Below are 12,003 nucleotides of genomic sequence, written 5' to 3' on the forward strand. Positions count from 1 at the left end.
TCCACCCGTCTCCCACCACGTATCAAGGGATAGACCGTGACCAGTCTCAGCGTCGAGATGCTGGCAGCGGACGCCGTCGAGCCGATCACCTCCGCGGGCCATGCCCAGCTCGGGATCGCCGTCCTCGCGGGCATCGCCGTCATCGTCCTGCTCATCACGAAGTTCAAGCTCCACGCCTTCCTGGCCCTGACCATCGGCTCGCTCGCGCTCGGCGCGTTCGCCGGGGCACCGCTCGACAAGGCGATCACCAGCTTCACCGCGGGCCTCGGCTCCACGGTGGCCGGTGTCGGCGTGCTGATCGCGCTCGGCGCGATCCTCGGCAAGCTGCTCGCCGACTCCGGCGGCGCGGACCAGATCGTCGACACGATCCTCGCCAAGGCGGGGAAGTCCGGCGGCCGGGCGATGCCGTGGGCGATGGTCCTGATCGCCGCCGTGATCGGACTGCCGCTCTTCTTCGAGGTCGGCATCGTGCTGCTGATCCCGGTCGTCCTGATGGTCGCCAAGCGCGGCAACTACTCGCTCATGCGCATCGGCATCCCGGCCCTCGCCGGCCTGTCGGTCATGCACGGCCTGATCCCGCCGCACCCCGGCCCGCTCGTCGCGATCGACGCCGTCAAGGCCAACCTGGGCATCACGCTCGCGCTCGGCATCGTCGTCGCCATCCCGACGGTGATCATCGCCGGTCCGGTCTTCTCGAAGTACGCCGCCCGCTGGGTGGACGTCCCCGTCCCCGACAAGATGGTTCCCGGGCGGGCCTCCGACGACCTGGAGAAGCGGCCCAGCTTCGGCGCCGCGGTCGCCACCATCCTGCTGCCGGTCGTCATGATGCTGGCCAAGGCCCTCGTCGACATCATCGTGGACGACCCCGAGCACACCGTGCAGCGCACGTTCGACGTCATCGGCAACCCGCTGACCGCCCTCCTCGTGGCCGTCGTCGTCGCCATGTTCACGCTCGGTCGTCCGGCCGGGTTCACCAAGGGCCGGCTCCAGTCCACCACCGAGAAGTCCCTCGCCCCGATCGCGGGCGTGCTCCTCATCGTCGGCGCGGGCGGCGGCTTCAAGCAGACCCTCATCGACGCCGGCGTCGGCCAGATGGTCCTGGACATCTCCAAGGACTGGCACATCTCGGCGCTGCTGCTCGCCTGGCTGATCGCCGTCGTGATCCGCCTGGCCACCGGTTCGGCGACGGTCGCGACCGTCTCGGCCGCCGGTCTGGTCGCGCCCCTCGCGGCGAACATGTCGGACAGCCACACGGCGCTCCTGGTCCTCGCGATCGGCGCGGGCTCGCTGTTCTTCAGCCACGTCAACGACGCCGGGTTCTGGCTGGTCAAGGAGTACTTCGGGCTCAGCGTCGGGCAGACGATCAAGACCTGGTCGATCATGGAGACGATCATCTCGGTGGTGGCCGGCGCGCTGGTCCTGCTGCTGTCGCTCATCATCTAGGCCGCGCGAGGAGTTCCACGCCGATGAGTCACCCCCTGTTCGACATCAGCGGCCGCACCGCCCTCGTCACCGGGTCCAGCCGCGGGATCGGGTTCGCCCTGGCCCGCGGCCTCCTGGAGGCCGGCTGCACGGTCGTGCTCAACGGCCGCGACCCGGGCCACCTGGAAGAGGCGGCCCGGGAACTCGGCGGCAAGGTCCGCACGGCGGCGTTCGACGTCACCGACGGCGCCGCCGTGGCCGCCGGGATCGCCGAGATCGAACAGCGGGTCGGCCCGCTCGACATCCTCGTCAACAACGCGGGCATGCAACTGCGCTCCCCGCTCCTGGAGTTCACCGACGCCGACTGGCACCGGATCCTGGACACCAATCTGACGAGCGCGTTCCTCGTGGCCCGGGAGGCCGCGCGCGGCATGGTCGGGCGCGGCCACGGCAAGATCGTCAACATCTGCTCGCTCCAGAGCGAGGTGGCCCGCCCTGGCATCGCCCCGTACGCGGCCACGAAGGGCGCCCTGAAGATGCTCACCAAGGGCATGTGCGCCGACTGGGGCCCGTCGGGCGTCCAGGTCAACGGGCTCGGCCCCGGTTACATCGAGACCGAGCTGACCGCGCCCCTCGTCCGGGACGAGGAGTTCAGCGCCTGGGTGCGCCGCAGGACCCCGGCCGGGCGCTGGGGCCGCACCGAGGACCTGGTGGGCGGCGTGCTCTTCCTCGCCTCGCCCGCAGCGGACTTCGTCAGCGGACAGATCCTGTACGTCGACGGCGGCATGACCAGCGTTCTCTGAGGCGGGAGTTGCCATGTTGGGCTGCGTGATCCACGGCGCCGGTGAGCTCCGCGTCGACGAACTCCCCGCCCCGGTCCCTGGGCCCGGCCAGGCGCTGGTCGCGGTCCGGTACGGCGGGATCTGCGGCTCCGATCTGCACTACTGGCGCCACGGCGGCGTCGGTGACTTCCGGCTGCGCGAGCCGATGGTGCTCGGCCACGAGGTCGTCGGCACGGTCCTCGCGTACGGGCCCGGCGCCTCGGGCCCCGCGCCCGGCACCCCGGTGGCCGTGCACCCGGCGACCCCGTGCGGCGACTGCCCCGAGTGCCGGAACGGGCGGCGCAATGTCTGCCGCTCCACCCGCTACCTGGGCAGCGCGGCCCGCACCCCGCACGTCCAGGGCGGCTTCGCGGCGGAACTGGCCGTTTCCGCGGACCAGTTGAGGGCGCTCCCGCAGGGTCTTCCGCTGGAGCGGGCCGTGCTCGCCGAGCCCCTCGCGGTGGCGCTGCACGCGGTGCGCCGCGCCGGGGACGTCGCCGGGCGGCACGTCCTGGTGACCGGCGCCGGGCCGATCGGCTGCCTCGTCGTCGCGGCGGCGAAGGCGGCGGGCGCGGCCCGGGTGACGGTGACGGACCTGCTGCCGAGGGCGCTGGAGTACGCCTCGGCCGCGGGCGCCGACCGCCTCGTACGGGCCGATGATCCGGGCGATCCCGGCTGGCCGGACGAGGTCGGCACGGCGATCGAGGCGTCCGGGGCGGCGGCCGGGCTCGACACCTGTCTGCACCGGGTGCGGCGGGGCGGTGTCGTGGTGCAGCTGGGCTTGTTGCCGCCGGGGCCGAGTCCGTTCGCCGGGAACCTGGTGGTGAGCCGGGAGATCGAGCTGCGCGGCGCGTTCCGCTTCGACACCGAGTTCGACGAGGCCCTCGGCCTGCTCGCGCGCGAGCCCGCGCTCGCCGGGCTCGTCAGCGCCGTGGTCCCGGTCGCCGAGGCCGCCCGGGCCTTCGCGCTGGCGGCGGACCGGACGGCGTCCTGCAAGGTGCTGCTGGACTTCGGCGCCTGAGTGGACCCGGTCTCAGCCCGCCTTCTTCTCCAGCTGGAACGCCTCGTTGCCCAGGCCGATCCGGGCGTGGGCCTCGGGGTTGCGGGAGCGCAGGACGAGGCTGTGGACGACGCCGACGACCGCGGCCAGGACGATGATGCCGGGGAGCAGCCAGTTCAGGGAGGAGCCGGGGCCGGAGCCGACCAGGACGTCGAAGTCCTTGATCGTGTACCCGGCGATCACCAGGAGGGCGAGGCCCGCGATGCCGGACGCCACCAGGCGCCAGGCCTGCGGGCCCGCCGCACCGCGCTTGACGAAGAAGACGATGACCGCGAGGGACGCCGTGGCCATGAGCAGGATGACGCCGAGCGCGCCCACGTTGCCGCCCCAGGTGAACAGGTGCAGGACGGGCGCTGTCGGGTCGCCGGCCGGGCCGTCGTCGGCGACGGCGAACCCGATGACGACGACCAGGGAGATCACCGACTGGAGGACCGAGCCGGTGCCGGGGGCGCCGGTGCCGCTGTTGGTGCGGCCGAACCTGGCCGGGAGCAGCCCTTCGCGGCCCATCGCGAACGCGTACCGCGCCACCACGTTGTGGAAGCTGAGCACCGCAGCGAACATGCCCGTGACGAAGAAGACGTGGACGATGTCGGTGAAGGTGCCGCCGAGCCGGTCCTCGGTGAGGGCGAACAGCAGGCCGGTGGAGTGCTTCTGGGACGCGCCGACGATCCCCGACGGGCCGGTGGCCACGGTCAGCGCCCACGAGCTGAACGCGAAGAAGACGGCGACGCCGCCGACGGCCAGGAACATCACCCGGGGCACCAGGATGTGCGGGCGGCTGGTCTCCTCCGCGTAGACGGGCGCCTGCTCGAAGCCGGTGAAGCCGGCGATGCAGAAGCACAGGGCGGTGCCGAGGCCGACCCCGGAGAGCGTGGACGGGTCGAAGGCGTGCAGGGACAGGCCCTGGCCGCCCGGGTCGCCGATCGCCGCGATGTCGAAGACCAGGACGACGGCGACCTCGATGAGCAGCAGGACGCCGAGCACCTTCGCGTTGACGTCGATCTTGAGGAGGGCGAGGACGCCGACGGCGACCACGGCCACGAGCGCCGGTATCCACCAGGCCAGTTCGACGTCGAGGTACTGCTGGAAGAGGCCCGCGACCTCGAAGCCGAAGATGCCGAAGATGCCGACCTGGAGCACGCTGTAGGCGACGAGTGCGACGAGGGCCGCGGCGGCGCCTGCGGTCGGGCCGAGCCCGCGGGATATGTACGCGTAGAAGGCGCCCGCGTTGTGCACGTGCCGGCTCATCTCGGCGTAGCCGACGCTGAAGAGGGTCAGGACGACGCCGAGGATGAGGAAGAGCAGCGGCTGTCCGACGACGCCCATGACGGCGAACGTCGTCGGCATCACGCCGGCCACCACCATCAGCGGCCCGGTCGCGGCGAGCACGGACAGCAGCAGCCCGGCCGTGCCGAGGCGGCCGGCCCGCAGCGCGCTCTCCTCGCCCAGATACGTGCTGATGCCCGGCTCGGCCGCCACGGCTCTGTCGCTCGTGCTCGAACTGCCCGTCGTCATCGCGGGGTCGTCCCTTCCGATGTGTGCTGCCTGGTCACTGGCTGATCGTCTACGCCGAGCCGAGCGCGGCACTGCGCGCGGCGCGGAAGGCTTCGTACGGGTCCCGGTCCGGGTACGACCAGGGGGCCGGGGTGATGTGCGGGCCGATGCGGTGGAACAGGGCGGCGGCCTCGGCCGGGCGGCCCTCGCAGTACTTGGCGTGGGCGAGGAAGTTGAGGTCGATGCGGGCGCGTGGGTGGGCGGCGCCGGCCCGGTCGTGCGGGTCGCCCCACTCCAGCCACCAGTCGAAGGCGGCCTTCATGACGAGGCGGGCCCGGCGCCCCGTCCAGTGCCCGGACGCCTTCGGGTCGGGGGGTTCGACCCCGGCCCTGGCGAGGACGCGGTAGCGCTCGGCGTGCGCGACGACCGGGAGGACCGCCAACGGCGAGTCGGACGGCGCCTGTTCGGCCGCCCAGGCCGCGAAGTCGTACACCTCGTGCAGCGGGTCCTGGCCCGCGTCGGCGCGCCGCTCGGCGAGCCGGGCCACCATCAGGTGGTGCGCGTGGTGGTGGACCGGGTGGCGGTGGCGCACTTCGTCGAAGAGGCGTACGACGTCCTCCTCGCGGCCCAACTCCCGCTCCAGGAAGAGCAGTCCGAGCCAGGGCGTCGGGTCGGCGGGTACCAGCGCGGCCGCGGCCGTGCAGGCGGCGCGGGCCTTGTCGGGGCGCGCCTTGCCGGCCACGGCGCGGTGCACGAGGGCGCAGGCGAGAAGGGTGGCGGCGTCGGTGGACTCGGGCTCGGCCAGCCGCCAGTCGCCGACCCAGGCGACCGCGGTCGGTTCCTGCGCGAGGCCCATCGCGCGGTGGCCGCGGCGGTCCCAGTCCTCACCGGTGGCGGCGAGCAGCGTCCGTGCCTCGGTCCACCGGCCCTGGGCGAGGGCGGTGCGGGCGGTGACGAGCGCGGTGTCGTCCAGCGCGGGGTCGAAGGAGTGCGCGGCCTTCTTGCGGGGGCGCCCGAGCGGAGGCGGGGGTGGGGACACCGCGGCGGTTCCTCTACGACTTTTCAGGTACGAAGCAACGACGGTGCGGCGCCGACGCGACGCTGCGCGGCCCGGGAATAAAGATCACGCACAGCAAACCGGTAGGGGGGCCTCCGCGTCAAGGGTCGCCGGGTGACAGACTTCACCAACTCGGCACCACACCCGGCGAGTTCAGCATCTGAATCGTTCAACCACCTCATGGTCGAGGCTCTGACCTGGGGCGTTGGATACGTGACACGAGTACGTAGCGGCCGACCGCGGGAGCGCGGGCCCGTCGCACTCGTGGAGCGGACGGCCCCGGGGAGCGCTATCGTCGGCAGATACCCACTCCTGCCCGTCCAGCAGCTGTCCGAGGTGCGCAGCGTGTCGGTTCTCGTACTGGTCCTCGCCGTGAGCGCGGCATTCTGCCTGGGCATCGGCTTCGTCCTCCAGCAGAACGCGGCACGGCACGCCCCGCTCGGCGACTTCCTCTCCCCCCGGCTGCTGATCGACCTGATCCGGGTGCCGCGCTGGCTCGCCGGGATAGGGCTGATGGTCTGCGGCATGGCGCTCGGCGCCGTCGCGCTCGGCCGGGGCGAGGTGACCCTGGTCGAGCCGCTGCTGGCCACGAACCTGCTCTTCGCCCTGATGCTCTCGCGCCGCCAGACCAGACAGCCGCTCGGCCGGCAGGGCTGGGCGGGGCTGCTGCTCCTCGCGGGCGGGGTGAGCGCGTTCATCGTGGCCGGGCAGCCGCGCGGCGGCAACGCGATCACCGATCCGCTGCGGCACTGGCTGATCATCGGTGTGATGGTCGGCGGCGCCCTGTCCCTCGCGGCGCTCGCGAAACGGTCCCGGCTCGGCGCGGCGCCGGTGCTGCTCGCGGTGGCGGCGGGGCTGCTCTACGGGGTGCAGGACGCGCTCACCCGGGTCAGCGGTCAGCGGTTCGCCGCCGGGGGCTGGTCGGCGCTGCTCACCGGGTGGCAGCCGTACGCGGTGTTCGCCCTGGGGGTGACGGGGCTCGTGCTGGTGCAGAGCGCGTTCGAGACGGCGCCGCTGCGGATGTCGCTGCCCGCCCTGACGGCGGCGCAGCCGTTGGCCGGGATCGTGTGCGGGGTGGGTTTCCTCGGGGACCGGCTGCGGACGGACACCGGCGCGCTGGCCTGGGAGGCGGCGGGCCTCGCCGGGGTGGTGGCGGGGGTCGTGCTGCTGGGCCTGCATCCCGCCATGCCGGGCGCCGCCGCGCGGGAGCGGGACCAGCTGTCCAGCGGGGCTTGAGAGCCTGTCTTTGAACCCCCGTCCGCGCCCCGACGCCCGGCACGGGCTCCGCCGCCGGACGCGGGTGGCGGGGCCGGTCCGGCCCGGGGCTCCTCGGGGCGCATAGCCTTTCCGCCATGGACCCCGCTGAAGAGATCCTGGACATCGTCGACGAACACGACCGCGTCGTCGGGCAGGCCCCGCGCGGGGCGGCGTACGCGGCGAACCTGCGGCACCGGGCCGTGTTCGTCCTGGCCCGCGACCCTGCGGGCGGCGTGTTCGTGCATCGCCGCACCGCCACCAAGCTCGTCTTCCCGGGGATGTATGACATGTTCGTCGGCGGCGTCGTGGGGGCCGGGGAGAGCTACGACGCGGCCGCCCTGCGCGAGGCCGAGGAGGAGCTCGGGGTGAGCGGGCTGCCGGCGCCCACCCCGCTGTTCAAGTTCCTGTACGAGGACGGCGCCGGGGGCTCTTGGTGGTCGTACGTCCACGAGGTGATCTGCGATCTGCCCGTGCGTCCGCAGGCCGAGGAGATCGACTGGTACGCGTTCCTGAGCCCGGACGAGCTGGAGCGGCGGCTCGAGGAGTGGCCCTGGACGCCGGACAGCCTCACGGCGTACGAGCGGCTGAAGGCTCATCGGTGACGCGGGTGACGCACGGGTAATGTCCTTCGAGTGATCGATTTCGTGCGCAACGCCCGGCTCTGGTTCGCCCCGGAACGGGTCAGGGACGAGGGCGATACGCCCGACTACCGGTTCTCGCTGGCCAACGAACGCACCTTTCTGGCGTGGGTGCGCACCGCGCTGGCGCTCATCGGCGGTGGCTTCGCCGTGGACCAGTTCCTGCCCGATCTGCGCTGGGCCTGGCGGGTGGGGCTCGCGCTGGCGCTGCTCGGCGCCGGGGTGCTCTGCTCGCTGCGGGCGGTGAGCCACTGGGTGCGCTGCGAGCGGGCGATGCGGCGCGGCGACGACCTGCCGGTGTCGAGGTTCCCGGCCGTGCTGAGCCTGGTGGTCGCGCTGGTCGCGCTGGCGATGGTCGCCGTGGTCGTCGTGGGCTGGGAAGGGTGAGCGGGGCGGGCGGGGCCGTGCGCGATCCCGGTCTCCAGCCGGCCAGGACCCGGCTCGCGTGGCGGCGTACGACGCTCTCCTGCACCGTCGCGGCCGTACTCGCTATGAAGACCGTGCTGCACGGCGGGGCCGGGCCGCTGGGCATCGTGGCCGCCGCGCTCTGCCTCGGGGTGTGGCTGGGCTTCCTCGGGGTGGCGCACCGCCGGATCACCGGGCTCGCCCTGAACGAGGCGGCGCCCCCGCGGATGTCCCGGCGGGCCGCGACGACGGCGGCGCTGTGCACGGTCGCGCTGGCCGTGTCCGCGGCGGTGCTCGTGGTGTGACGTGCGGAGGCACGACAGCGCCACATAGCACCGCCCAACGGACATTTCGGGCTAGCCTTCGGGGCGTCAACCCGGCATGCCACCGAAGGTGAGCCGCATGACCACCGTTCATCAGGAGCACCCCGTCCACGAGCACGCCCACGGCCCCTCCTGCGGGCACCGGGCGGTGCCGCACGGCGATCACGTCGACTACGCGCACGACGGGCATCTGCACGCCGCGCACGACGGCCACTGGGACGAGTGCGAGCCCGGCTCCCATGTCGCCCACGAGAACCACGAGCACCGGCACGGGCCGGACTGCGGGCACCCGGCGGTCCCGCACGGCGACCACGTCGACTACGCGCACGACGGCCACCGGCACGCGGCGCACGAGGGGCACTGGGACGACCACTGACCCCACCGCCCGTACGGGCGCGCGAAGGGCCCGGCAGCCGGCATCCGCCTCCTGCCGGGCCCTTTCGTTCGCCCCGGGGACAGGGCACCGTGGGCACCGTTAGAACGATCACTTTCCTGCGAGCCTCTGGACGACATACCGACTGGTCGGCATGATGAGGCCCATCGCTGCGTGCGTTTCCCCGCCCACCCGGACTCCCGGAGGACCTCGATGAGTCACCCCCCAGGCCTCGACCTCGACCAGCTGCGCGCCCACCTCGACCGTGAGCGCCCCGGTCTGGTCGGCGGTCCGCTGTCCGGGCGGCTCATCGAGGGCGGCCGCTCCAACCTGACGTACGAGGTCACCGACGGGGCGGCCCGCTGGGTGGTCAGGCGGCCGCCGCTGGGGCACGTGCTGGCCACCGCGCACGACATGAAGCGCGAGCACCGGGTGATCGCCGGACTGTATCCGACCGCCGTGCCGGTTCCTGAGCCGCTGCTGCTCTGCGAGGACGAGGACGTGCTCGGGGCGCCGTTCTACGTCATGGAGTTCGTGGCGGGGACGCCGTACCGGACCGCCGCGGAGCTGGCGCCGCTCGGGCCCGAGCGGACCCGGGCCGCCGTGCTCGGGCTCGTGGACACGCTCGTCGATCTGCACGCAGTGGACCCGGCCGAGGTGGGCCTCGCCGACTTCGGGCGGCCGGAGGGCTTCCTCGACCGGCAGTTGCGCCGCTGGGGCAAGCAGCTCGACGCGTCCCGCAACCGGGAGCTGGCGGGCATCGACGAGTTGCAGGCGGCGCTCGGCCGTTCGCTGCCCGCCTCGCCCGCCCCCACGATCGTGCACGGCGACTACCGGCTCGACAACGTCCTGATCCGCCGGGACGAGACGGACGGCGTCGACCGCATCCAGGCGATCCTCGACTGGGAGATGTCCACGCTCGGCGATCCGCTGACCGACCTCGGGCTGCTCGTGATGTACAGCGCCCGCCTCGAACTGCCGGACTCCCCCATCTCCACGACCGCCTCGGCCCCCGGGCATCCGGCCCCGGCCGAGCTGGTCGAGCGGTACGCCGCGCGCTCGGGGCGCGACGTGTCCGCGGTCTCCTGGTACACGGCGTTCGCCTGGTTCAAGCTCGCCGTGATCCTCGAAGGCATCCACTACCGCTACACGCTCGGCCAGACGGTCGGCGCCGGCTTCGACCGGATCGGCGAGCTGGTCCCCGTCTTCATCGAGCACGGCCTCACCACACTCCAGGACCTTCAGGAAGGCTGACCTCACCCATGGACTTCGCATTCGACGCCCGCACCGAGGAACTCCGGGAGCGGCTCCTCGCCTTCATGGACACGCACGTGCACCCGGCGGAGGCCGTCGCCGCCGAGCAGCGCGCCGCGCTCGACTCGCCGTGGCAGACCCCGGCCGTGGTCGAGGAGCTGAAGGCCGAGGCCCGCCGGCAGGGCCTGTGGAACCTGTTCCTGCCGGACCCCGAGCACGGCGCCGGTCTGACCAACCTCCAGTACGCGCCGCTGGCCGAGATCACCGGCCGCTCCCCGCAGTTGGCGCCCACCGCGCTGAACTGCGCCGCGCCCGACACCGGGAACATGGAGGTGCTGGCCCAGTTCGGCAGCGAGGCGCAGCGCAAGCAGTGGCTGGAGCCGCTGCTCGCCGGTGAGATCCGTTCCGCGTTCGCGATGACGGAGCCGGAGGTCGCCTCCTCGGACGCCACGAACATCACGACGTACATCGAGCGGGACCCCGACGGCACGGGCGACTACGTCATCACGGGCAAGAAGTTCTACATCTCGGGTGCCATGAACCCGGACTGCAAGGTCTTCATCGTGATGGGCAAGACGGACCCGGACGGGCCCGACATCCGCCGCCAGCAGTCGATGGTCCTGGTGCCGCGTGACACGCCGGGTGTCGAGGTGCGCCGGGCCATGACGGTGTACGGCTTCGAGGACCACTGGCACGGCGGCCACGCCGAGGTCGTCTTCGACCACGCGCGCGTGCCCGCCGCCAACCTGATCGGTGAGGAGGGCGGCGGCTTCGGCATCGCGCAGGCGCGGCTCGGCCCCGGCCGGATCCACCACTGCATGCGGCTGATCGGCATGGCGGAGCGGGCCATCGAGCTGATGTGCAAGCGGGCCGTCGCCCGCACCGCCTTCGGCAAGCCGCTGGCCCAGCAGGGTGTGGTGCAGGAGTGGATCGCGGACGCGCGGGTGGCCGTGGAGCAGCTGCGGCTGCTCGTGCTGAAGACGGCGTGGCTGATGGACACGGTCGGCAACCGCGGGGCCCACACCGAGATCCAGTCCATCAAGATCGCGACGCCGCGGACGGTCGTCGACATCATCGACAAGGCGGTGCAGCTGCACGGCGCGGGCGGCGTCTCGCAGGACTACCCGCTGGCCGAACTGTGGGCCGGCGCCCGGACGCTGCGCCTGGCCGACGGCCCCGACGAGGTCCACCAGCGGTCGCTGGCGCGGCGCGAGCTGAAGCAGTACCTGTAGGGCTGACGGCGGGCGCGGTCCGGGTCCGGGGGCCCGCGGCCGCGCCCGGCCTTCAGGGGCGAAGGGCCCGCAGCAGCAGGTCGGCCAGCTGGTCGGCGAGCTGCTGCGGGGTGAGGGAGCCGTCCGGGCGGTACCACGTGGACAGGTGGTGGACCGAGCCGAAGTGGTAGTCGACCACGAGGTCGGCCGGTGTCTCGGCGGAGAAGACGCCGGTCTTCTGGCCTTCCTCGATCAGCGCCCGGAACCGCTCGTGGTAGCGGCGTCGCTCGGCCCGTACCTGCTTGTTCTTCTCGGGGCTGAGGTGGTGCATGGAGCGGAAGAAGATCGAGGCGTCGTCGAGGTTGTCGATCGTCGTGACGACCACGTCCGCCGCCGCGGCGCGCAGCCGCCGCTCGACGGGCTCGTCCCCCTCGGCGAACGCGTCGAGCCGCTCCTGCTGGAGGCGCAGCACGCGCGCGTACACCTCGTGCAGCAGATCGTCCTTGGAGCCGAAGTAGTGGTAGAGGGCGCCCTTGGTGACGCCCGCCGCCTCCACGATCTCCTGCACCGACGTGCGGTCGTAGCCGCGTTCGGCGAACAGCCGGGTGGCGGCCGCGAGGAGTCGTTGCGGAACGGGTGTGCCGTCGCCGTCCGTCGTGGGCACTGCCGCCACCTGCCTTCCGTGCTG

Annotated in this window: 13 protein-coding genes; 10 read left to right on the forward strand and 3 right to left on the reverse strand. The window is 72.7% G+C overall.

Features of this window, described 5'->3' with window-relative positions:
* The first annotated feature begins 36 nt into the window (after positions 1-36).
* From ACZ45E_RS28270 to ACZ45E_RS28280, 3 genes are read left to right on the forward strand one after another with little or no spacing between them, the layout of a single operon-like run.
* A complete protein-coding gene (locus ACZ45E_RS28270) occupies positions 37-1,443 on the forward strand; it encodes a GntT/GntP/DsdX family permease (RefSeq protein ID WP_468225625.1) in 1,407 nt (468 codons plus the stop codon).
* A gap of 23 nt (positions 1,444-1,466) precedes the next feature.
* On the forward strand, positions 1,467-2,225 hold the full coding sequence (locus ACZ45E_RS28275; RefSeq protein ID WP_468225627.1) for an SDR family oxidoreductase: 759 nt from the start codon (positions 1,467-1,469) through the stop codon (positions 2,223-2,225).
* 13 nt (positions 2,226-2,238) lie between these two features.
* The gene (locus ACZ45E_RS28280) at positions 2,239-3,264 is read left to right on the forward strand and encodes an L-idonate 5-dehydrogenase (protein ID WP_468225629.1); all 1,026 of its coding nucleotides are present in this window, start codon (positions 2,239-2,241) and stop codon (positions 3,262-3,264) included.
* Positions 3,265-3,276: 12 nt separating this feature from the next.
* Here the strand turns inward: ACZ45E_RS28280 and ACZ45E_RS28285 are convergent, their stop codons facing one another.
* Positions 3,277-4,818 (reverse strand): APC family permease, encoded by a 1,542-nt coding sequence (locus tag ACZ45E_RS28285; protein WP_468225631.1) that lies wholly within the window; start codon positions 4,816-4,818, stop codon positions 3,277-3,279.
* Positions 4,819-4,867: 49 nt separating this feature from the next.
* A complete protein-coding gene (locus ACZ45E_RS28290; protein WP_468225633.1) occupies positions 4,868-5,836 on the reverse strand; it encodes a hypothetical protein in 969 nt (322 codons plus the stop codon).
* Between the two features lie 363 nt (positions 5,837-6,199).
* Here ACZ45E_RS28290 and ACZ45E_RS28295 point away from each other — a divergent pair, with 363 nt between their 5' ends.
* The 7 genes from ACZ45E_RS28295 (at position 6,200) to ACZ45E_RS28325 (ending at position 11,336) form a co-directional block, all read left to right on the forward strand.
* Positions 6,200-7,090 carry a DMT family transporter gene (locus ACZ45E_RS28295; protein ID WP_468225636.1) on the forward strand — a complete coding sequence of 297 codons (891 nt, stop codon included), beginning with the start codon at positions 6,200-6,202 and terminating at the stop codon, positions 7,088-7,090.
* Positions 7,091-7,206: 116 nt separating this feature from the next.
* Entirely contained in the window at positions 7,207-7,713 is a 507-nt protein-coding gene (locus ACZ45E_RS28300) for an NUDIX hydrolase (protein ID WP_468225638.1), read from the forward strand.
* Between the two features lie 30 nt (positions 7,714-7,743).
* On the forward strand, positions 7,744-8,136 hold the full coding sequence (locus ACZ45E_RS28305) for a YidH family protein (RefSeq protein WP_468225639.1): 393 nt from the start codon (positions 7,744-7,746) through the stop codon (positions 8,134-8,136).
* Between the two features lie 17 nt (positions 8,137-8,153).
* Positions 8,154-8,459: a DUF202 domain-containing protein gene (locus tag ACZ45E_RS28310; RefSeq protein ID WP_468225642.1), complete on the forward strand. Its 306-nt coding sequence runs from the start codon at positions 8,154-8,156 to the stop codon at positions 8,457-8,459.
* Between the two features lie 97 nt (positions 8,460-8,556).
* A complete protein-coding gene (locus tag ACZ45E_RS28315) occupies positions 8,557-8,853 on the forward strand; it encodes a hypothetical protein (protein ID WP_468225645.1) in 297 nt (98 codons plus the stop codon).
* Between the two features lie 210 nt (positions 8,854-9,063).
* A complete protein-coding gene (locus ACZ45E_RS28320; protein WP_468225646.1) occupies positions 9,064-10,104 on the forward strand; it encodes a phosphotransferase family protein in 1,041 nt (346 codons plus the stop codon).
* An 8-nt stretch (positions 10,105-10,112) separates the two neighbouring features.
* The gene (locus tag ACZ45E_RS28325; protein WP_468225648.1) at positions 10,113-11,336 is read left to right on the forward strand and encodes an acyl-CoA dehydrogenase family protein; all 1,224 of its coding nucleotides are present in this window, start codon (positions 10,113-10,115) and stop codon (positions 11,334-11,336) included.
* A gap of 52 nt (positions 11,337-11,388) precedes the next feature.
* Here the strand turns inward: ACZ45E_RS28325 and ACZ45E_RS28330 are convergent, their stop codons facing one another.
* Positions 11,389-11,988 carry a TetR/AcrR family transcriptional regulator gene (locus ACZ45E_RS28330; protein ID WP_468225650.1) on the reverse strand — a complete coding sequence of 200 codons (600 nt, stop codon included), beginning with the start codon at positions 11,986-11,988 and terminating at the stop codon, positions 11,389-11,391.
* Positions 11,989-12,003: the final 15 nt, after the last annotated feature.

The sequence above is a fragment of the Streptomyces sp. NPDC030991 genome (genome assembly GCF_055571235.1).

What these genes read in the sequence shown, in the direction of transcription:
- ACZ45E_RS28285 (WP_468225631.1), bottom strand. Translation starts at nt 4,818, where the DNA reads ATGACGACGGGCAGTTCGAGCACGAGCGACAGAGCCGTGGCGGCCGAG.
- ACZ45E_RS28320 (WP_468225646.1), top strand. Translation starts at nt 9,064, where the DNA reads ATGAGTCACCCCCCAGGCCTCGACCTCGACCAGCTGCGCGCCCACCTC.
- ACZ45E_RS28275 (WP_468225627.1), top strand. Translation starts at nt 1,467, where the DNA reads ATGAGTCACCCCCTGTTCGACATCAGCGGCCGCACCGCCCTCGTCACC.
- ACZ45E_RS28315 (WP_468225645.1), top strand. Translation starts at nt 8,557, where the DNA reads ATGACCACCGTTCATCAGGAGCACCCCGTCCACGAGCACGCCCACGGC.
- ACZ45E_RS28280 (WP_468225629.1), top strand. Translation starts at nt 2,239, where the DNA reads ATGTTGGGCTGCGTGATCCACGGCGCCGGTGAGCTCCGCGTCGACGAA.
- ACZ45E_RS28325 (WP_468225648.1), top strand. Translation starts at nt 10,113, where the DNA reads ATGGACTTCGCATTCGACGCCCGCACCGAGGAACTCCGGGAGCGGCTC.
- ACZ45E_RS28300 (WP_468225638.1), top strand. Translation starts at nt 7,207, where the DNA reads ATGGACCCCGCTGAAGAGATCCTGGACATCGTCGACGAACACGACCGC.